Raw genomic sequence first — 21,332 nt, 5'->3', positions numbered from 1 at the left:
CGGCGTATTTTGTTGGTAGCCGGTTAGTCGATGGAACAGGCGGCAGGTGTGCCGTTCAGCTGACGGACAGCGCATCGGGAGGTGAGGGTGAACGGTCCGGCGGTAGATGTGGTACCGAGGGTTCGCGCGCGCGAACGCGTGGTCGTTCACGTCGACTCGCGAATCGCACGTTGGACCGGTGCACTGGCGCTGCTATGCGCGACCTGTTGGCTGGTGGTGATTCTCGCCCGCCATTACGACCACCCGGAATGGCACTACGCGGGCCGGCTCGGCTGGTCACTGACGGTTCTGGTTGCGGTGACGTTCATTGCCCGCGGCATTTTCCTGGGACGACCGGTGACCGCCATGCATGCCACTGCGGCCGCGCTAGTACTGCTAGCGGGCCTGGGCGCGCATGTGCTGGCGTTCGACCTGCTCGGTGACGTGCTGATCGCCGGCTCGGGGATGGTGTTGATGTGGGCGACGTCCTCGCGGCCCAACCCTGGAGATCTGCCGCGAGCGTGGAGATTGATCGACGCCACCACCGCGGATCCGTTGGCGCCGTTCGCGATGCAGACGGGCAAGAGCTACCACTTCAACGCCGCCGGCACCGCGGCGCTGGCATACCGGACGCGCATGGGATTCGCGGTCGTCGGTGGTGACCCAATTGGCGATGAAACCCAATTCCCAGAGCTGGTCGCCGATTTCGCGGCTATGTGCCATACCCGCGGCTGGCGGATCGCCGTTGTCGGATGCAGCGAGCGGCGGCTGAAGCTGTGGACAGACACGGTGGTGGTCGGGCAATCGTTGCGGCCCATACCGATTGGCTGTGACGTCGTGGTCGACGTCGCCAATTTCGAGATGGTCGGCCGCAAGTTTCGCAATCTGCGTCAAGCGGTACAGCGCACCCACAACGCGGGCATCACGACGGAGATCGTGTCGGAGCAAGAACTCGACGACAAGCAGCTGGCCGAGTTGACGGATGTGGTGCGGGCCTCACCCAGCGGAGCTCACACCGACCGCGGGTTCTATATGAACCTGGACGGTGTCCTGGAGGGCCGCTTTCCTGGAATACGACTGATCATCGCCCGAGATGCCGCCGGGCGGGTCCAGGGTTTCCATCGGTATGCAACCGCGGGCGGTGGCAGCGAAATCAGCCTGGACGTGCCGTGGCGACGTCGCGGGGCGCCGAACGGAATCGACGAGCGGCTAAGCATCGACATGATCAATGCGGCCAAAGAGGAAGGCGCGCAGCGGGTATCGCTTACCTTCGCCGCCTTTCCGGAGATCTTTGAGGACAAGAATCGCAGCAGGCTGCAGCGGATCTTCTACAGGTTGATCCACTTTTTGGACCCGTTGGTCGCACTCGAGTCGCTGTACCGGTATGTGCGCAAGTTCCACGCGCTGGACGCCCGGCGTTACGCGCTGGTCACGCTGACCCAGCTGGTTCCCCTGCTGCTGGTCCTCCTGTCGCTGGAGTTCATGCCGCGTCGGCGGCACCTGTGAAAAGGCTTGGCTCAATTTGTCGTTCGATTGGACCGTCATGATTGTTGGCCAGAAGCGCGCCCCTCGACACTCAATCCACGCACACAACACGCCGACGGCAGTCGCAGTAGTTGATGTCTCGATGAACGCAAACCGCGGTCGCCCCAGAGCGCGGATCGAACGCGTCCGATCGTCTCCAGGGCAACTCACCAGGCCGAGCGAATTGCTGCATTGCCACTGGCTTACAGGCGATCTGTAGTAATTTGCCGGTTGTGTCTGCTTGTGTGTGCTGTCGGATTGAACAGTAGTCACCTGCGAAACCTGCAGTCGTATATGACGCACTCATGGACTTCGAGCGTTGGTCAGATTGGATGCCAACGGTATTCGGGGCAGCGAATGTCGTCGGGCAGGTGGTGAGTAGCGAGAACCACCGTTTTGCCTGTAGTCATCAGGGTGGAATTCGGGCTCAGCAGATCACGCAGAATCGGCTCGGCGTCGGTCGGGTCCAGGTGCTCGGTCGGCTCGTCGAGCAACACGATCCGGGCCGGTGCAAGCACCGCGCGGGCCAGCAGTAACCGTCTGCGCTGGCCGGCCGAGACCGCTTGTGCACCACCAGTCAATACCGTCGACAGACCCTGGGGCAGGCCGGCGAGCCAGTCGCCGAGTCCGACCGCTGCCAGCGCTGCCACGAGTTCGTCGTCGCGACAATCCCCGCGCGCCACAAGCAGATTGTCTCGGACGGTGGTGGCGAAGATGTGCGCATCCTCGGCGAAAAAACCTACAGCCTTGGGTAACTGAGCCTGGTCGTACTGGCTCAGATCGGTGCCGTCCAGGGCTACCTGCCCGTGTAACGGCGGCAGCAGTCCCGCAAGTGTCATCAGCAGTGTCGTCTTGCCGGAACCGCTGGCACCGGTGACGGCCATCCGTGCGCCCGGTGGCAGGTCAAGGGTCACCGGGGTGGAACCATCCGCTTCCGGGTGTCCGGTACACGCGTCGGCGGTCAACCGACCGGTGTCAGTTGGTATAGGCGATAACGGTTTTGGGTCCGCCAATGTGACATTCGGCGGCGCCAAATCGAGCAGCCGAACGGCAGCGATCCGCGATCGTGTCAACTGGACGGCGGCCGCCGGCAAGGCCGCCGTCGCCTCGAACGCCGACAGCGGCAACAACATCAAGACCGCAAGCGTGGTCGGTGCGACGGTGCTCGCCATCCCGATTCCGGCGACCACCGCGCCGAGCACGCTGGCACCGATTGCAGCGGTCGGCATCGCCTCGGCGAAAGCGGCGGGTCGAGCGGCGGCGTCGAGAGCGGCTCCCCAGGCACGTTGGCGCCGTTGCGATTCGGCGATGACCTCCGGCAGCACACCGGCGACCCGAAGTTCCGGCGCATGCTCGAGCGCGATCATCGCCGACGTGTCACGATCTGAATGATGTTGGCGGGCAACTGCTTCCTGGGAAACCGCGGCCCGGGCGGCAAACCAGGGCGCAACACCGCCGGCGACCAGCAGGCAAATCGCCAGCACCGCCGCGGCCGGCAGCGAAATCGCCCCGACCACTGCCGTCGCCGCGAGCGCCAGGATTCCCGCGACCCCAATGGGCACCAGAGCACGCACCAGCACGTCGGCCAGTTCGTCGACGTCAGCGCCGACGCGTGCCACCAGTTCGCCGCTGTGCAATCGGACCGCAGTCGCCGCGGGGCCGTGAGCCAGCCGGTGATAGACCTGTACGCGGGCAGTGCCGGCCGCGCGCAAGGCGGTGTCGTGGGTAGCCAGCCGTTCGCAATAGTGCAGCACGCCACGCGATATCGCGAACGTCCGCACGGCTACGACCGCGACGGACAGGTCGAGCACGGGCGGCATCTGCCAGGCCCGGGTGATCAGCCACGCCGAAACCCCGGCCAGCGCCAGCGCACTGCCCAGCGACGCCACGCCCAAGGCGATGGCCGCCAACACACGTCGGACACGCGGTCGCAACAAGGTCATACCTTGAAGGAGAGGGTCAGACCGGGGCATGGTGGACCTCGATGTGGCGAGCCTGCGGAATATCCGGGGCAACCGCTACGACCCGGTCGCCGATTGCCACCACGCGCTCCCGATGCCCAACCACCACCACGGTCGCACCGGCGCGGGCACGCTCCGCGATGGCTCGCAGCACAACGTCCTCGGCGTCGGCGTCCAGGTGCGCCGTCGGTTCGTCCAGCAGCAGCACCGGGGCCGACGATCCGAGGGCTCGGGCCAGACCCAGGCGTTGCCGCTGACCCAACGACAAGCCCACGCCGCTGCGGCCCAGCTTGGTGTCCAACCCGTCGGGCAGCTCGGCCAGCACCTTGTCGAATCCGACTGCAGCGCAGGCGCTTTCCAGGTCATCCAGAGCGCCTAACAGAAGCAGATTCGCGCGGACGGTGCCCGGAACCAGAACGGGGCGCTGAGGCAGCCAGGACAATTGACGCCACCACACCTCGGGCACCAGGTCGGTCACGTCCACGCCGGCCACGGTGACCCGGCCCGACGACGGCACTGTGAGCCCCGCGATCGCCTGCAGCGTGGTGCTCTTGCCGGCGCCGTTTCGTCCGGTCAGCACCGTCACCTGAGCGGGCTCGATCAGCGCCGTCAGGTCGCGGGGCGCACAGCCGTCGCGGCCTGAGACGCTGAGGTTTTCGATGCGGATCACCGCGCCGCTGGCATCGACGGTCTGTCGGGCCGGCGACCGCTCAGTTTGCTCGCCGATCAGCGCGAAGGCTTTGTCGGCCGCGGTCCTACCGTCTTGGGCGGCATGGAATTCCGCGCCGATGCGGCGCAGCGGCCAGTACACGTCCGGGGCCAGCAGCAGGACCGTCAGACCGGCGGTCAGGGTCATCTCACCGAACACCAGGCGAAGACCGATACTCACCGCCACCAGGGCCACACCCAGGGTGGCCAGCAATTCGAGCACCAGCGCCGACAAAAACGCGATGCGCAGCGTCGCCATCGCCGAGCGCCGGTGCGCGGCAGCGAGTTCGGCGATGCGATGTTCCGGCCCGGACGTCCGTCCCAGCGCCCGCAACGTCGGAATGCCGGCGATAAGGTCCAGCAATCGCGCCTGCAGCGTCGTCATGGCCGCCAGCGCGGCGGCTGATCTTTCGGCCGTCGCCAACCCGATCAGCACCATGAACACGGGGATCAGCGGCAGCGTGATCGCAACGATCGCGGTGGATTTCAAGTCGTAAAGCGCAATCACCCCAACCGTGGCCGGGGTCAGGATCGCGGCAAGCAGCAAGGTGGGCAGGTAGCCGGTGAAGTACGGACGCAAACCGTCCAGGCCGCGGGTGACCACCATCGCGGCGGCGTCACGTTCGGCCGCCAAGCGTCTGGGCTCGCGGTCTGTCACCGCTGAGAGCACCTGACCGTTGATATCGGCGATCACCGCGCTGGCGCCCCGTTGGCCCAGCCGCGCCTGAAGCCAGTTCGTCGCTGCCCGAATAGTCCAGAGCGCCAGCAGTATTGACAGGGGTCCCAGCCACCGTTCCATGCCGCGGACGGCAGGATTGCTCACGACCCCTGCGACGATGCTCGCGAGAACCACCGCCGAGCCGATCGCGCACCCGGAGATGACCACTCCGCACGCCACTGCGGCCACCAGGTAGCGGCGCAACGCGGTCGACGCCCGCCACAGGCGGGGGTCCACCAGGCCCCTGTTCTTCCTCGAAGTGGACAATGAAGTGGACAATGAATCGCTGGCGCTCAGGAAGGGCGCCTTGTCAGGCCGACCGACGCGGGTATCCGCTCAGCCGAGATCCGTTGCCGGAAAACCCAATACGTCCAAGCCTGGTAGACCACCGTCAGGGGGGCCATGATCCCGGTCACCCAGGTCATGATCTTGAGCGTGTAGGGGGTTGACGAGGCGTTGTAGATCGTCACGCCCCATTCGTCATTCAGCGTCGAGGGCACCAAATCGGGATACAGCGAGCCGAACAACAACACCACGACGGCGACGACCACCAGGGCGGTGCAGACAAAAGCCCAGCCGTCGGATGCGCGCCGCCATACCAGGATTACCGCCCCCAACTGTGCTAGCACGGCGACCGCGAGTACCGCCCACGTCCAGCTTTTGCCGTGCGCCAGCTGCGTCCAAAGGCCAAATCCCGCAACGACTCCCGTCACGGGAATCGTCAGCCACACCGCGATACGGTAGGCGTCATCGCGGATGGCGCCAGAAGTCTTCAATGCGAGGAACACCGCGCCATAGAGTAAGAACAGCCCGGCCGTGGCCAATCCGCCCAGCAGGGTGTAAAGGTTGAGCACGTCGCCGATGGACGGGTGGATCTGGCCTTTGGCGTCAACCGGCAACCCGCGCACCAGAATCGCGAACGCCACCCCCCACAGCACAGCGGGCAGCCAGGAGCCGGCGGCGATGCCGAAGTCGGCCCAGCCGCGCCATCTCGTGTCGTCGATCTTTCCGCGCCATTCGATGGAAACGACGCGCAGGATCATGCCGAACAGGATGGCCAGCAGGGGAAGGTACAGCGTGGAGAAGACTGTGGCGTACCAGCCGGGAAACGCGGCGAACATGGCTGCGCCGGCAGTGATCAGCCAAACCTCGTTGGCGTCCCAGATGGGGCCGATGGTGTTGAGCGCCGCGCGCCGGTGGGTTTCCGGATCGCCGTGTCCCCAACGGGCCAGTGGTTCCATCAACATGCCGACGCCGAAGTCGAATCCCTCGAGGAAGAAGAAGCCGAGGAAAAGCAATGCGATGAGACCGAACCACAGCTCTTGTAGTCCCATCAGTCAGCTCCTTTCCCGAGTGGCTCCGCGTCAGTACGCGAACGACAGCGGCGCTACCTCGTCCTCGTCCGGTGCACGGGCAGGCGCCGGCTCGGCGTCGTGTTCCAGTGGTCCTTCGACGATGTAGCGCTTGAGCAGGAAGAACCAGACGACCGCCAGCACTCCGTAGACCAGCGTGAACATCGTCAGCGAGGTGACGACCACACCGGAGGCGTGGTTGGACACGCCTTCGGCGACGGTGAGTCGCACCTGCTGATCACCCGTTGGATTGGGCACCACGATCCAAGGCTGACGGCCCATTTCGGTGAACACCCAGCCGGCGCTGTTGGCCAGGAATGGAGCCGGAATCGTCAGCAACGCGAACCAGGCGAACCATCGCTGATTCGGGATCCGTCCGCCGCGGGTGAGCCACAAGGCGCACAATGCGAAAAGCACGGGAATTGCGAGCAATCCGATCATGGCGCGGAACGACCAGTACGTGACGAACAAGTTGGGCCGATAGTCGTTGGGCCCGAAGCGCTGTTGATACTCCTGCTGAAGATTGCGTACGCCCTGCAGCGTGACGTCCGTCGCTTTGCCTTCGGCCAGGATCGGCAGCACATACGGCACCTGGATCACGCGGCTGAGGTGGTCGCAATTGTTCTGCCTGCCGACGGTCAAGACCGAGAAGTAGGGATCGGTTTCGGTGTCGCACAACGATTCCGCCGACGCCATCTTCATCGGCTGCTGCTGGAACATCAACTTGCCCTGGTGGTCACCGGTGAAGAACAAACCGGCCGTCGCGACCAACGCAACCCCACAGCCCAGGATGGTCGCCGGACGAAACATGGTCGGGGCAGCCGGTTCAGGCGCGTCGGGCGGCGTTTCGGTTGTGGCCTCAACGCGGTGCGAACGGACCAGCCACCATGCGCTGACGGCGGCGACGAAGGTCGCGGCGGTGATCAGCGCGCCGAGCACGGTGTGGGTAAACGCCGCCTGCGCAGTGTTATTGGTGAGCAGGGCACCGATGCTGGTCAGCTCGGCGCGGTGGGTCGACGGGTTGTAGTGCGCGCCGACCGGGTGCTGCATGAAGGAGTTCGCCGCGATGATGAAAAACGCGGAGACGTTGACCCCGATAGCGACAATCCAGATGCAGGCCAGGTGGACCAGCCGCGGGAGTCGGCTCCAGCCGAAGATCCATAGGCCGATGAAGGTCGACTCGAAGAAGAAGGCGGCCAGGCCTTCCATGGCCAGCGGTGCGCCGAAGATGTCGCCGACGAACCGGGAGTACTCGCTCCAATTCATGCCGAACTGGAATTCCTGCACGATCCCGGTCGCCACGCCGATGGCGAAGTTGATCAGGAACAACTTGCCGAAGAACTTGGTGAGGCGATACCAGGCGACGTTGTCGGTGATCACCCACGCCGTCTGCATCACGGCCAGCAGTGGCGCCAAGCCGATGGTGAGCGGCACAAAGATGAAGTGGTAGACAGTCGTAATACCGAACTGCCAGCGTGAAATGTCGACGACATTCATTGTCATCTCCGGGGCTGCAGGGGCGTTAGTCTGCTACGACGCAGTGTAGTAGAACAGCGGGGGCGACGCTACCATCGGATCACGGATTCTCGATCCGTGAAATCGCTGCGCCGAGAGTGTTGGACGCCTTGCGGATCCGGAACGCCGACACGATCTCAAACGTGCCGATGACCACCAGCCAGATGCCGACCACCTCGGCCAAAATAACGATGGTGGTGAACGGCGATCCGAGCATGATCATGCCTGCCAGCAGGCTCATTACGCCCAGGAAGATTTCCCATCCGCGGCCCGGCAGCGTGGGGTCGCTGATCGCCGAAACAGTCGTCGCCACACCGCGGAAGATGAACCCGATGCCGATCCAGATCGCCAGTAGGTACACGGCGGTCGCCTCGTCGCCTTTGCTGAAGTGACGAAAGGCCAGAAACGCCAAGACCAGCGCCGCCGCGCCGCTGATGAATAACAGCACGCGCCCGGCGGCCGAGACGTGCAGGGCGAACGCGAACGCGACTTGCCAGATTCCAGTGACCAGTAGGTAGACGCCGAAGACGATGGCGGCCACCAAGACCGATTTCGTCGGGTAGGCCAGCACGACGATGCCGAGGACCAGGGTCAGAACTCCCGATATCAGCGTGGATTTCCACAGATGCGGCAAAAATGTTGGAACAGGGGTGGTTGCCGGGGTTGGTTCCATGGCGGCAGTGTGTCACATGCGCCGGTTCCGGCATAGAGTTTGCGGGCCGTGCCACGGCTCTAGACGTGTGCGGTGTCCGCTTCCTGCACAAGAAGGTCGCCGGAGTCTTCCGCCGGCTTGCGCCCGACCAGATACCACGTGCGCATGACACCCTTGCCCTTGACGTCGATGCTTCCGCGCGCCTGCAGGACATAGCCGTCCTTGAGACGCTCGTACACCGTCTCGGGGACTTGGATGCGGCCCACCGAGTCGGTGGTTTCCATCCGTGAGGCGACGTTCACCGCGTCGCCCCACACGTCATAGAAGAACCGGCGGGAACCGACGACACCTGCGACCACAGGACCGTTGGCCATTCCGATCCGGATGGGTACCGGCTTGCCATATGGGTCCTTGAGGGCGGCCGCCGCATCGGCCATGTCGAGCGCAAAATCGGCGAGCGCCTCGACGTGATCGGGCCGGGGTCGCGGGACTCCGCTGACCACCATGTAGGAATCGCCGCTGACCTTGATCTTCTCCAGCCCGTGCTTGTCCACCAGCGCGTCGAATGTGCTGTACAGGCGATCCAGGAACCGCAGCAGGTCGGCCGGAGCAGTGCTACTCGCGCGTTCGGTGAACCCGGCGATGTCGGCGAACAGCACCGATGCGTCGTCGTACTTGTCGGCTATGACGCCCCGGTCCGGATCCTTGAGCCGCTCTGCGATGCTCGCCGGCAACATGTTGACCAGTAGCGCCTCGGAACGGTCGTACTCCGATTCCATGACCGCCTCGGCCCGCGCGGTATCACGCAGGGCGAACCACACTGTCACCACCACGACGACGATGGCGGAAACGGTGGTGATGACAAAACCCAGCGACTGGGCCCAGGCCGGCTGCAGCCCGGTGTTGCGCGGCACCACAAACTCGGTCGCAATGATCAGGCCTGCCGCGACTGCGGACAAACAGCTGGCCAACACGATGTGTTCAATCCCCAGCACCAGCACCACCAGACAGGCGCCCACCAGGAAGAAGAAATGGGCGCCGGAACCAGTGCCGACGTCCCAGACGCTGGCGAACACGGTGGCATAGGCGGCACCGATAAACGTGAGCGGCGCCACCAATTCGCCGAAGCGGTGCAACATCGGCACTATCGCGAAGATCAATGCGCCCACGATGTTGACGAAGACGACCTGCCAGAGCCACGCGCCGATCAGCAGTTGCATCGCCACAAAGCTCACGCTGACCACCACGGCCAACCACGCGGCGATGTTGAGTATCCGAGCGCGCCGCGCCACGCTTTCTGCGTAATGCTGGCTGCGGTCGCGGGCTTGCGCCCGCACCGCCGCGACACAGTCCGGGCGGCGCGGCGAGCCGTCCATTGCTGCTGATGAGGCACGGCATGCCTTAGCGCCCACGTTAAGAGCCTAACGGTTGAGCTCGCCGTTGTCGGCTGTCTCGGCGGGACTCGTCGGTGGGTCATGGGTGAGCCAATCGGAAACGCGGTGCAAAGACAGCGACTCGTTGGGCATGATGTGGTGCACCGGATGTCCGTCATGGGTGGCCAAATCGGCGATCATGCGCCGGTGACAACGCCACCAGGTCGGCTCCCCACACATGACGGCGACATTGCGCTCTTCGGCGTCGCGGAGCAGCTGCTGGTACGCCGCGTGGAAGCTCGGCGTCCGGGTATGTGCGGCGTAATTGGCGAACGATGGGTTTTCCCACCACTGATCACGTGGCAGTGGACTCGCAGGTGGTTTGCGTCGTCCACCCAGGTCCGGCTCGTGCCGGTAGTCGATTCCGGCGCGGGACAACCAGTCCGGCATCGCCTGTTTGGACACGTCAGGGTTGCGACGCGAACCGGGGAAACTGCGCACGTCCACCAGCAGTGTGATGTCGTGCCGGCGAAGTGCGGCGGTCAATTCCTCGGCGGTCTTCGCGCCGTGGCCGATCGTGTACAGCATTACCTCGGAGTGCCCGCGGTGGGCTTGAACCCACACCTTGCGGGGTTGAGCGACCTCTCGCGCCGCGTCGCGCTGTTAAGTGCACCCACTCACATGGATTCGACGGCCGGCGCCAACGCAGACACTCACCGCCGGCGGCGGCGGTGGAGGCGGAAAGTCCTGCGGCAGCGGCGCATAAGCGGCCGGCGGCGGCACGTAGCCGTTGACCGTATCGGCAACGTTGGTGCACCCGCTCACTGAAACACGTCGGCCGGCGCTGACGCACACATCGGCATTGGCCACGCCCGAGGGCTGCACGACGGCATATATCTCAGGAATCGACGTAAAAGTTAGAACCGCAATCCCCGCCGCAGTCCACGACCGCACCCACATATTCATCGCGGTCTTCCCCTCCGGGGCTTTTACCGATAGGTGAACTGAGGGCCGCAGTATATTCCTCCGCACTGCCCAATGAGATCTGAATTGGGCCAGCCGTGTTCCGCGGCCAGACGGCTCAGGGAGTGGCATCGGCCTGCCCCAGCAATGGAGTCCATTGGCAACGCTGCCTGATGTCCGTCATCGGCTGACGAATGGCCTCGAGGTCGGCTTGCTCCTGAGGGTTGGCGCTGAAGTAGTTCTGCACGTCGTCGCGCATCTGATCCCTGGGCCGATCCTGCAGGCCGGTATAGAACTCGTTCACGTCCGGGTGCGTGTACAGGTAGGTCGACAGTGCCGTTGCAACGCCGGCTGCGACGCCGGCCACGTCGGCGGCCGTGCAGTTCGGCGGCCGAGGCGACGGATCGGCCGCGGCGGTTTCCGCGGTAGCACACCACAGCAAACCGGAAACCGCACCGGCGCCGATCACGCCAACTAACGCCCTGCGCGGAATGATTTCTGAAAGAAACATCCTGGCTCCTTTATCCGGTAATCAACCTGGCTGCAACCGAGGCGGTCGTCACCCGGCCTAAGCTAAGCAGATACAGATCGCCGCTTTTGCGCGACGCGGCGGAAGTAATTCTCGCGCACCGCCGATCACCGCGTTCCCGCGTTTTGCGGACCCAATGTGGGGCAACGGCGTAGCCGATCCGGAAACATGACCGCCACATCCAGCACATAACTAATCCTATGAATCTCATGTCGTATTCTTTTTTTGCCGCGGGACGTATCGCACGAATGACAACATCAAGGGTGTCGAGTCAATGACAGCGCCAACCCCTAAGCGGCGTGGCAAACACCAGAACCCACAAATCCGCTGAAAACGCCATGAAGCTGTGAGTGCCCTCGGTGGGATTCGAACCCACACTGGACGGGTTTTGAGTCCGTTTCCTCTGCCAGTTGGGATACGAGGGCGTCGCTGTGCTCGGCAGCCAGCTTAGATGAGCCCCGACGTCGCTGGTCATTGCCGCCCACGACACAATATCCGTCATGACAGGCCCCACGACCGACGCCGACGCCGACGCCGCCACGCCGCGCCGGGTCCTGATCGCTGAAGACGAAGCGCTCATCCGACTGGATCTTGCCGAGATGCTGCGAGAGGAGGGCTACGACATCGTCGGGGAAGCCGGCGACGGGCAGGAAGCCGTCGAGCTGGCCGAGTTGCACAAGCCCGACCTGGTGATCATGGATGTGAAGATGCCGCGCCGCGACGGTATCGACGCCGCATCGGAGATCGCCAGCAAGCGCATCGCACCGATTGTGGTGCTGACCGCGTTCAGCCAGCGCGACCTGGTCGAGCGCGCCCGCGATGCCGGAGCGATGGCCTACCTGGTGAAGCCGTTCACCATCAGCGACCTGATCCCCGCCATCGAACTGGCCGTCAGCCGGTTCGGCGAACTCAGCGCGCTGGAGCAGGAAGTGGCGACGCTGACCGATCGGCTGGAGACCCGCAAGCTCGTCGAACGGGCCAAAGGCCTGCTGCAGGCCAAGCAGGACATGACCGAGCCGGAAGCGTTCAAGTGGATTCAGCGTGCGGCCATGGACCGGCGGACCACCATGAAGCGGGTCGCCGAAATCGTGCTGGAAACCCTGTCCGACCCCAAGGACGCGTAACCCCCATTTCTCCCCGCGAGCGTGCGCGTCTGTACGGCGACACGCGCTATGGGGCCGTACATTTGCGCACCCTCGCCGGCAAGAATTAGCGGGCCACGATCACCGATGAGCCGTGGCCGAACAGCCCCTGGTTGGCGGTGACACCGACCGTCGCGTTCTCCACTTGGCGACCGGTCGCCTGACCCCTAAGTTGCCAGGTCAACTCGCAAACCTGAGCGATCGCCTGCGCGGGAATGGCTTCACCGAAGCATGCGAGCCCGCCCGACGGATTGACCGGAACCTTGCCGCCGATCGTGGTCGCGCCGCTGCGCAGCAGCCCCTCTGCCTCACCCTTGGCGCACAGCCCCAGGTGTTCGTACCAGTCGAGTTCAAGTGCGGTGGACAGGTCGTATACCTCGGCCAAGCTCACGTCTTCCGGGCCGATGGCCGCTTCGGCGTAGGCGGCGTCGAGAATCTGATCCTTGAACACCCGGTCCGGCGCGGGCACCACAGCCGTGGAATCCGTTGCAATATCCGGCAATTCGGGCAGGTGCTGGGGGTAGCGCGGGGTGACGGTGCTGACCGCACGCACCGACGGCACGCCGTCGAGCGAGCCCAGGTGCTTGCGCGCGAAGTCCGCGCTGGCGACGATCAGCGCCGCGGCGCCGTCGGAGGTGGCGCAGATGTCCAGCTGCCGCAACGGCTCGGCCACCACCGGGCTGGCCAGCACGTCGTCGACGGAGGATTCCTTGCGGTAGCGGGCATTCGGGTTCTGCAGACCATGCCTCGAGTTTTTGACCTTCACCTGCGCGAAATCCTCAGACGTGGCGCCGTAGAGGTCCATCCGGCGTCGCGCGAGCAGTGCGAAGTAAACCGGGTTCATCGCGCCGATCAAATGGAACCGTTGCCAGTCGGGGTCGTTCTTGCGTTCGCCCCCAACGGGTGCGAAAGCCCCCTTGGGAGTGGTGTCGGCGCCGATCACCAGCGCAACGTCGCAGAAGCCGGCCAGGATCTGTGCCCGCGCGCTCTGCAGCGCCTGCGAACCACTGGCACATGCGGCGTAGCTGGAGCTGACCGGTACGCCGTTCCACCCCAGCTTCTGCGCGAACGTCGATCCGGCGATGAAGCCGGGATATCCGTTGCGAATGGTGTCGGCCCCGGCGACCAGCTGGATTTGCCGCCACTCCAGGCCGGCCTCGCGCAGGGCCGCCCGCGCGGCGACCACCCCGTATTCGGTGAAGTCCCGGCCCCATTTGCCCCAGGGGTGCATTCCGGCGCCCAGGATGTACAGCGGTTCAGGCGTGCTCACGATGCGATCCTCCACGCGTGCACGATGCGCTCGACGCCGTCGTCGTCGACGAACAGCGGCATCGTGGTCAGCTCCATCTCCATGCCGACTTTCAGGTCCGCGGCCAGGGTGCCCTCGACCACCTTGCCCAGCACGATGAGTCCCTCCTCGGCCAGTTCTACCGCGGCGATGGCAAAGGGCTCGAAGGGGTCCGGCGCGGGGTAGGGCGGCGGTGGGGGATAACGGTTTTCGGTGTAGCTCCACAGCTTTCCCCGAGCGGACAAGGCGACCGACTCCAGGGTGTCGCTGTCGCAGGCCGGGTTGGGGCAATTGTTCTCGCGGGGCGGGAAGACGTAGGTGCCACACTGCGGGCATTTGCTGCCGGTCAGATGTGGGCTGCCGGCGTCATCGGTGGCGAACCATCCATCGATCGCCGGTTCTTGGCTGGTGACCTCGGGCATCGGGCCAGCCTACCGAGCGCACGCGCAAAACTGAAACGTGTTCCAGTTCTAGCGGCGCATGGGCCGTCGGACCGAGTGCCTAGAGTGAGAGCCGTGAGCGAGGATGCCAAGCCGACGCTGATGTTGCTGGACGGCAATTCGCTGGCGTTTCGCGCGTTCTACGCGTTGCCGGCGGAGAACTTCAAAACGCGCGGCGGGCTGACCACCAACGCGGTCTACGGCTTCACCGCCATGCTGATCAACCTGCTGCGCGACGAGTCGCCGACGCACATCGCGGCGGCGTTCGACGTATCGCGTCAGACCTTCCGCTCCGAGCGCTACCCGGAGTACAAAGCCAACCGGTCGTCCACCCCCGACGAGTTTCACGGCCAGATCGACATCACCAAGGAAGTCCTTGCCGCGCTGGGCATTACGGTGCTCGCGGAGCCGGGCTTCGAGGCTGACGACATCATCGCCACGCTGGCCACCCAAGCCGAGGACCAGGGCTATCGCGTGCTGGTGGTCACCGGCGACCGCGACTCGCTGCAGTTGGTCAGCGACGACGTGACCGTGCTGTATCCGCGCAAAGGCGTCAGCGAACTCACCCGCTTCACCCCGGAGGCAGTCGTCGAGAAATACGGGCTGACCCCCAAGCAATACCCGGACTTCGCCGCGCTGCGCGGCGATCCCAGCGACAACCTGCCCGGCATTCCCGGCGTCGGAGAGAAGACCGCGTCCAAGTGGATCGTCGAGTACGGCACGCTGCAATCGCTGGTGGACAACGTCGACTCGGTGCGCGGCAAGGTGGGCGACGCCTTGCGCGCGCATGTGGCCAATGTCGTGCTGAATCGGGATCTCACCGAGTTGGTCCGCGATGTGCCGTTGGCGCAGACGCCGGACACGCTGCGCTTGCTGCCCTGGGACCGGGACCAGATCCACCGGCTTTTCGACGACCTCGAGTTCCGGGTGCTGCGCGACCGCTTGTTCGAGACCCTTGCGGCGGTCGAGCCCGAGGTCGACGAGGGGTTTGACGTGCGCGGCGACGCGCTGGAGCCGGGCACGGTCGGCCAGTGGCTGGCTGAGCACGCCGGCGACGGACGCCGGTCGGGGCTGGCCGTCGTGGGCACCCATCAGCCGTATGACGGGGACGCCACCGCGCTGGCCATCGCCGCCGCCGACGGCGAAGGCGGCTATATCGACACCGCGACGTTGACTCCCGAAGACGATGCCGCGCTGTCGGCTTGGCTGGCCGATCCCCAGCAGCCCAAAGCCCTACACGAGGCGAAGTTGGCCATACACGACCTTGCGGGACGTGGATGGACGCTGAACGGCGTCACCTCCGACACGGCGCTGGCGGCCTATCTGGTGCGACCGGGCCAGCGCAGCTTCTCCCTCGACGACTTGTCGCTGCGCTATCTGCGTCGCGAGCTGCGCGCTGAAACCTCGGAACAGCAACAGCTTTCGCTACTCGACGACATGGACGGCGTGGACGGCCAGGCCGTTCAGACGGTGATCCTGCGAGCCCGGGCGGTGGTGGATCTCGCCGACGCGCTCGATGAGGAGCTGGCCCGCATCGACTCCACCGCTCTGCTGGGTGAGATGGAGCTGCCGGTCCAGCAGGTGCTGGCAGACATGGAAGCCGCGGGCATTGCCGTCGACTTGAAGATGCTGACGGAGCTGCAAAGCCAGTTCGGCGACCAGATCCGTGACGCCGCCGAGGCCGCCTACGCGGTGATCGGCAAGCAGATCAACCTGGGGTCACCCAAACAGCTGCAGGTCGTGCTGTTCGACGAACTGGGCATGCCGAAGACCAAACGGACCAAGACCGGCTACACCACCGACGCGGACGCCTTGCAGGGTCTTTTTGACAAGACCGGGCACCCTTTCCTGCAGCATCTGCTGACCCACCGCGATGTCACCCGGCTCAAGGTCACCGTTGACGGGCTGCTCAACTCGGTGGCCGCCGACGGCCGGATTCACACCACCTTCAACCAGACGATCGCGGCGACGGGCAGGTTGTCGTCGACCGAGCCCAACCTGCAGAACATCCCGATCCGCACCGACGCGGGACGCCAGATCCGCGACGCGTTCGTGGTTGGTTCCGGCCCGGCCGGCGGATACAGCGAGCTGATGACCGCCGACTACAGCCAGATCGAGATGCGGATCATGGCTCACCTGTCGCGCGACGACGGCCTGATCGAAGCATTCCGGACGGGGGAGGACCTGCACTCGTTCGTCGCATCCCGGGCGTTCGGCGTGCCGATCGAGGAGGTCACCGCCGAATTGCGGCGGCGGGTCAAGGCGATGTCGTACGGGCTGGCCTACGGGCTGAGCGCCTACGGGCTGTCGCAGCAGCTGAAGATCTCCACCGAGGAGGCCAAGGAGCAGATGGACGCCTACTTCGCCCGCTTCGGGGGGGTGCGGGACTACCTCATGGACGTCGTCGAGCAGGCGCGCAAGGACGGCTACACCTCGACCGTGCTGGGACGCCGGCGCTATCTTCCCGAGCTGGACAGCAGCAACCGCCAGGTCCGTGAGGCCGCCGAGCGGGCGGCGCTCAACGCGCCGATCCAGGGCAGCGCGGCCGACATCATCAAGGTGGCGATGATCGAGGTCGAGAAGGCGATCAAAGCGGCCGGCCTGGCCTCCCGGATGCTGCTGCAGGTACACGACGAACTGTTGTTCGAAATCGCGCCCGGTGAGCGTGAGCAGGTCGAAGCGCTGGTCCGGGAAAGAATGGGTGGCGCCTACCCGCTCGACGTCCCGCTGGAGGTGTCGGTGGGCTACGGGCGCAGCTGGGACTCGGCGGCCCATTAAGCGGCGTCCGGCGAGACGGTCTGACCAGGAATTACCAGCTGGGAAGACCGGGTTTGTCCAGCATGTACGCAGTCGAGTAGCCTCGACAGGTGCCCGTTGGTGCTCGATGGCGGGTCACACCAACAACAACTGTCACTTAGTCCCTACGACCTGACCCTGTCCGGAGCAACCCAACAATATGCCGAGTCCCACCGTCACCTCGCCGCAAGTAGCCGTCAACGACATAGGCACCAGCGAGGACTTTCTCGCAGCAATAGACAAAACGATCAAATACTTCAACGACGGCGACATCGTCGAAGGCACGATCGTCAAAGTGGACCGGGACGAGGTGCTCCTCGATATCGGCTACAAGACCGAAGGGGTCATTCCCGCCCGCGAACTCTCCATCAAGCACGACGTCGACCCCAACGAGGTCGTTTCCGTCGGCGATGAGGTCGAGGCTTTAGTCCTCACCAAGGAGGACAAAGAGGGTCGGCTGATTCTCTCCAAGAAGCGCGCCCAGTATGAGCGCGCCTGGGGCACCATCGAGGAGCTCAAGGCCAAGGACGAGGCCGTCAAGGGCACCGTCATCGAGGTGGTCAAGGGTGGACTGATCCTCGACATCGGGCTGCGCGGCTTCCTGCCCGCGTCGCTGGTCGAGATGCGCCGGGTCCGTGATCTGCAGCCGTATATCGGCAAGGAGATCGAGGCCAAGATCATCGAGCTGGACAAGAACCGCAACAACGTGGTGCTGTCCCGCCGGGCCTGGCTGGAGCAGACCCAGTCCGAGGTGCGCAGCGAGTTCCTCAACCAGCTGCAGAAAGGCACCATTCGCAAGGGTGTGGTCTCGTCGATCGTCAACTTCGGCGCGTTCGTCGACTTGGGCGGTGTGGACGGTCTGGTGCACGTCTCCGAGCTGTCCTGGAAGCACATCGACCACCCGTCCGAGGTGGTCCAGGTGGGCGACGAGGTAACCGTAGAGGTGCTCGACGTCGACATGGACCGCGAGCGGGTTTCGTTGTCGCTCAAGGCGACTCAGGAAGACCCGTGGCGGCACTTCGCCCGCACCCATGCCATCGGGCAGATTGTGCCCGGCAAGGTCACCAAGCTGGTCCCGTTCGGTGCGTTCGTGCGCGTCGAAGAGGGTATCGAAGGCTTGGTGCACATCTCCGAGCTTGCCGAGCGTCACGTCGAGGTCCCCGACCAGGTGGTAGCCGTCGGCGACGACGCCATGGTCAAGGTCATCGACATCGATCTGGACCGGCGCCGAATCTCGTTGTCGCTCAAGCAGGCCAACGAGGACTACACCGAGGAGTTCGACCCGGCCAAGTACGGCATGGCCGACAGCTACGACGAGCAGGGCAACTACATCTTCCCCGAGGGCTTCGACGCCGAGACCAACGAATGGCTGGAAGGTTTCGACGCTCAGCGTAACGAATGGGAAGCCCGCTACGCCGAGGCCGAGCGCCGTCACAAAATGCACACCGCGCAGATGGAGAAGTTCGCCGCCGCCGAGGCGGCCGGACACGGCGGGGGCGAGCAGGCGCCGTCCAGCAGCAGCTCGCCGGAAAAGTCGGCCGGTGGATCGCTGGCCAGCGACGCCCAACTGGCCGCTCTGCGGGAAAAGCTCGCCGGCAGCGCCTAACCCCGGACGGATGCTGCGCATCGGATTGACCGGCGGCATCGGCGCCGGCAAATCGTCGTTGTCCGCCACCTTCTCGCAGTGCGGCGGGATCATCGTCGACGGGGATGTCATCGCCCGCGAGGTGGTGGAGCCCGGCACCGAAGGTCTGGCCTCGTTGGTTGACGCGTTCGGCGAGGACATTCTGCTACCCGATGGCGCGCTGGATCGGCCCGCGTTGGCCGCCAAGGCATTTGCCGACGACGAGGAGCGTAAGAAGCTCAACGGGATCGTGCATCCGCTGGTGGCGAAACGCCGCTCGGAAATCATCGCCGCGGTTTCGGAAGATGCCGTTGTGGTGGAAGACATTCCGCTGCTGGTGGAATCCGGGATGGCGCCCCTGTTCCCACTGGTTGTCATCGTGCATGCCGACGTGGAATTGCGGGTACGGCGGTTGGTCGAGCAACGCGGCATGACCGAGGACGCCGCCCGCGCCAGGATCGCCGCGCAGGCCACCGATGAGCAGCGTCGTGCCGTCGCCGACATTTGGCTGGACAACTCCGACAGCCCAGATGTCTTGGCGCAGCAGGCCCGCGACGTGTGGAACAACCGGATACTGCCATTCGCCCACAACCTGACCGAGCGCCGGATCGTCCGAGCGCAGGGCCGACTGGTGCCTGCCGACCCAGCCTGGCCAGATCAGGCACGGCGCATCATCGACCGGTTGCGGACCGCATGTGGTCATCGGGCGTTGCGGGTCGACCACATCGGGTCGACGGCCGTGCCGGACTACCCGGCCAAGGACGTCATCGACATCCAGATCACCGTCGAATCATTAGCGGTGGCAGACGAACTCGTCGAGCCGTTGCTGGCAGCCGGGTACCCTCGGCTCGAGTCCATCACCGAGGACACCGTCAAGACCGATGCCCGCAGCACGGTGGGCCGTTACGACCACAGCGATGATCCAGCACTGTGGCACAAGCGGTTTCACGGCTCCGGGGATCCGGGACGGCTGACCCATGTGCATATCCGGGTGGATGGCTGGCCGAATCAGCAGTTCGCGTTGCTGTTCACCGACTGGCTGAAAGCCAATCCGGACGTGCGCGCGGACTACCTGGCCACCAAGCGCGCAGCCGAACTCGGCGCGGCCTCGGGGGGTGCGGACATCGGTAACTACGCCGACGCCAAGGAGCCGTGGTTCCTCGACGCCTACCGGCGGGCCTGGGCGTGGGCCGACTCCACCGGCTGGCGGCCGTAGCTGCGGTGACGACCCGCGGCGCTTGCCACTAGCTCACCGGTGCGCCGCACTGCAACACGCCGTTCATCGGATCGGCATTCCCGGGTACCGGCGCGACGCGTTGGTCGACTTGGACGAAAACATTGTCGTCCACGTCTATCTCGCAATGCACGTTGGCGGAGTACGGCCATCGCAGCACGATCCGCAGGCCGGCCTTTTGCGGGTCGTCAAGCACCGTGTTGGCTTCAAATGCGCGGCCCGGCACGGTGCCTAATGGTGCGGTGTTGGTCTGGCCGCCCGTGATGACGAAGGTGGCCTGACTTCCCGTCGTCAGGGCGTCGACCCTCGCGATGTAGGTGATGTTGTGCAGTTCCGCCCGTGCGGTTGCCGGAAATAGCTGGGAGCCAGCCGCTATCAGCGTCACGGCGATTGTCGGAAGCCTGCGCGTGAATAGACTCATAGCTGCTGAGATTACGCCCGGCAATATTGGAAGCCTGCGACCCCTTCACCCGGGCTAACAGCGGTGTCGGCCACTTCACACCGAAACTCTTCCACGTCAGGCAGTTCAGGCATGAAGCTTCGCCAGGCGCCGCAGCGGACCGCTCGATGACGGTGAGTGTCTCAGCATATCGGCTCACGGATCATGTTGCTCGACACAACGTTTGGGAATATCGCGGATTTTGAAAGCGGTCGGCACGCAGGCCGCGGGTGTCGGAGAGCCGCTTGTCGGTGAGCGTGGCCGGCGTGGGTGATCGCCACTCGGGAACCGGGTCGTCGGGCAGAGCGGCGAGATCGAGCAAGGCATACCGGAGACTTCCCGGCGTGCCGATGCAGAAACTCAGGGTCCGCCGCGCCAGTGTTCGATGCGGTGATGGTCCGGTGTGAAGCCGTGGTTCACGCCCCACAGCACCGCCTGGGTGCGGCTGGCAACACCGATTTTGCGGTAGATCGTGCGGATGTAGGACTTCACGGTGTTCGGACTCAGGTAGGTCAGGCGTGCGACGTCGGCGTTGCTCATGCCCTGGGTGATCAAGGCCAGGATCTCTGACTCGCGGTCGCTCAGCCCTTCGCCGCGCCCGGGCCAGTCCAGCCCTGGCACGCTACGCGCCCGCCCTTCGACCTCGCTGATGATTATTTCGCCGGCATGTACCGCCTCCAATGCGGCGACCAGCTCGCGTGCAGGCAGAGTCTTTGATAGATACCCGTGAGCTCCGTGTTGCCGTGCACTTTGGACGAGATCCGGGTGAAAGTTCCAGGTATAGACCACAACTCGACGCGCTCGGGGGTTGGCAACCAGGACCCCGATCTCTTCGTGGTCCGATTCGGGCTGGGCGAACGAGTCGTACAGGACGATGTCGACTGCGTCTTTGACGGGCATGGTGGAGTCGAGTTCTGCGATCACGACGCGGTCCCGGTATGGCTCAAGCATGTTGGCCACGCCCTTGACGACAACGTCGTAGTCGTCGACGAGCGCGACCGTGATCGGACCGTGAGACGGGGTCGGCATGTCGGCGAGATTACCTCCTTAAGGGTGTATTTCTACCCCCCTTAAGGGTGGTCGACTGAGAGCAGA

At 64.8% G+C, this 21,332-nt stretch carries 18 protein-coding genes and 1 tRNA gene; 5 read left to right on the top strand and 14 right to left on the bottom strand.

The window, feature by feature from the left end; all coding sequences use genetic code 11:
- The first annotated feature begins 87 nt into the window (after positions 1–87).
- Complete coding sequence (locus A5791_RS24210; protein WP_067242522.1) at positions 88–1,485, top strand: bifunctional lysylphosphatidylglycerol flippase/synthetase MprF; 1,398 nt, start codon at positions 88–90, stop codon at positions 1,483–1,485.
- Between the two features lie 341 nt (positions 1,486–1,826).
- Here the strand turns inward: A5791_RS24210 and cydC are convergent, their stop codons facing one another.
- The 10 genes from cydC to A5791_RS24165 form a co-directional block, all read right to left on the bottom strand.
- The gene (gene cydC / locus A5791_RS24205) at positions 1,827–3,476 is read right to left on the bottom strand and encodes a thiol reductant ABC exporter subunit CydC (protein WP_067242520.1); all 1,650 of its coding nucleotides are present in this window, start codon (positions 3,474–3,476) and stop codon (positions 1,827–1,829) included.
- Positions 3,463–5,094 carry a thiol reductant ABC exporter subunit CydD gene (gene cydD, locus A5791_RS24200; RefSeq protein ID WP_082967118.1) on the bottom strand — a complete coding sequence of 544 codons (1,632 nt, stop codon included), beginning with the start codon at positions 5,092–5,094 and terminating at the stop codon, positions 3,463–3,465. Before cydD ends, cydC begins: the two co-directional genes overlap by 14 nt.
- Before the next feature lie 89 nt (positions 5,095–5,183).
- Complete coding sequence (gene cydB, locus A5791_RS24195; protein WP_067242518.1) at positions 5,184–6,224, bottom strand: cytochrome d ubiquinol oxidase subunit II; 1,041 nt, start codon at positions 6,222–6,224, stop codon at positions 5,184–5,186.
- A gap of 30 nt (positions 6,225–6,254) precedes the next feature.
- Positions 6,255–7,739, bottom strand: a complete 1,485-nt coding sequence (locus tag A5791_RS24190) for a cytochrome ubiquinol oxidase subunit I (protein WP_067242683.1) — start codon at positions 7,737–7,739, stop codon at positions 6,255–6,257.
- A 79-nt stretch (positions 7,740–7,818) separates the two neighbouring features.
- Positions 7,819–8,430, bottom strand: a complete 612-nt coding sequence (locus A5791_RS24185; protein ID WP_067242515.1) for an HdeD family acid-resistance protein — start codon at positions 8,428–8,430, stop codon at positions 7,819–7,821.
- Between the two features lie 59 nt (positions 8,431–8,489).
- Positions 8,490–9,821, bottom strand: a complete 1,332-nt coding sequence (locus A5791_RS24180; RefSeq protein WP_369828130.1) for an adenylate/guanylate cyclase domain-containing protein — start codon at positions 9,819–9,821, stop codon at positions 8,490–8,492.
- A 9-nt stretch (positions 9,822–9,830) separates the two neighbouring features.
- Positions 9,831–10,406: a DUF488 family protein gene (locus A5791_RS24175; RefSeq protein ID WP_231995996.1), complete on the bottom strand. Its 576-nt coding sequence runs from the start codon at positions 10,404–10,406 to the stop codon at positions 9,831–9,833.
- Positions 10,407–10,445: 39 nt separating this feature from the next.
- Entirely contained in the window at positions 10,446–10,736 is a 291-nt protein-coding gene (locus A5791_RS27390) for a hypothetical protein (RefSeq protein ID WP_369828133.1), read from the bottom strand.
- Positions 10,737–10,863: 127 nt separating this feature from the next.
- On the bottom strand, positions 10,864–11,256 hold the full coding sequence (locus tag A5791_RS24170) for a heme-binding protein (protein WP_067242504.1): 393 nt from the start codon (positions 11,254–11,256) through the stop codon (positions 10,864–10,866).
- Positions 11,257–11,625: 369 nt separating this feature from the next.
- Positions 11,626–11,699, bottom strand: a tRNA-Leu gene (locus A5791_RS24165).
- Positions 11,700–11,774: 75 nt separating this feature from the next.
- Between A5791_RS24165 and A5791_RS24160 the strand changes: the two genes are divergently transcribed.
- Complete coding sequence (locus A5791_RS24160) at positions 11,775–12,398, top strand: ANTAR domain-containing response regulator (protein ID WP_067242501.1); 624 nt, start codon at positions 11,775–11,777, stop codon at positions 12,396–12,398.
- Positions 12,399–12,483: 85 nt separating this feature from the next.
- Here the strand turns inward: A5791_RS24160 and A5791_RS24155 are convergent, their stop codons facing one another.
- A complete protein-coding gene (locus tag A5791_RS24155) occupies positions 12,484–13,686 on the bottom strand; it encodes a lipid-transfer protein (protein WP_197504768.1) in 1,203 nt (400 codons plus the stop codon).
- Entirely contained in the window at positions 13,683–14,126 is a 444-nt protein-coding gene (locus A5791_RS24150; RefSeq protein ID WP_067242498.1) for a Zn-ribbon domain-containing OB-fold protein, read from the bottom strand. The genes A5791_RS24155 and A5791_RS24150 overlap by 4 nt, the downstream gene beginning before the upstream one ends.
- Before the next feature lie 120 nt (positions 14,127–14,246).
- Between A5791_RS24150 and polA the strand changes: the two genes are divergently transcribed.
- From polA to coaE, 3 genes are all read left to right on the top strand, one after another.
- Complete coding sequence (gene polA, locus A5791_RS24145) at positions 14,247–16,922, top strand: DNA polymerase I (RefSeq protein ID WP_067242679.1); 2,676 nt, start codon at positions 14,247–14,249, stop codon at positions 16,920–16,922.
- A 178-nt stretch (positions 16,923–17,100) separates the two neighbouring features.
- On the top strand, positions 17,101–18,546 hold the full coding sequence (gene rpsA / locus A5791_RS24140; protein ID WP_067242494.1) for a 30S ribosomal protein S1: 1,446 nt from the start codon (positions 17,101–17,103) through the stop codon (positions 18,544–18,546).
- 10 nt (positions 18,547–18,556) lie between these two features.
- Positions 18,557–19,780: a dephospho-CoA kinase gene (gene coaE, locus A5791_RS24135; protein WP_067242491.1), complete on the top strand. Its 1,224-nt coding sequence runs from the start codon at positions 18,557–18,559 to the stop codon at positions 19,778–19,780.
- 28 nt (positions 19,781–19,808) lie between these two features.
- Here coaE and A5791_RS24130 read toward each other — a convergent pair whose 3' ends face one another.
- Positions 19,809–20,219, bottom strand: a complete 411-nt coding sequence (locus A5791_RS24130) for a hypothetical protein (protein WP_067242487.1) — start codon at positions 20,217–20,219, stop codon at positions 19,809–19,811.
- A 378-nt stretch (positions 20,220–20,597) separates the two neighbouring features.
- Positions 20,598–21,266 carry a response regulator transcription factor gene (locus A5791_RS24125; protein ID WP_067242484.1) on the bottom strand — a complete coding sequence of 223 codons (669 nt, stop codon included), beginning with the start codon at positions 21,264–21,266 and terminating at the stop codon, positions 20,598–20,600.
- Between the last annotated feature and the right edge of the window lie 66 nt (positions 21,267–21,332).

The sequence above is a fragment of the Mycobacterium sp. 852002-51163_SCH5372311 genome (assembly GCF_001667115.1).
Classification (GTDB): Bacteria; Actinomycetota; Actinomycetes; order Mycobacteriales; family Mycobacteriaceae; genus Mycobacterium.
The sequence above is the reverse complement of the archived record's forward strand: the minus strand, read 5'-3'. Positions and strand labels throughout refer to the sequence as shown.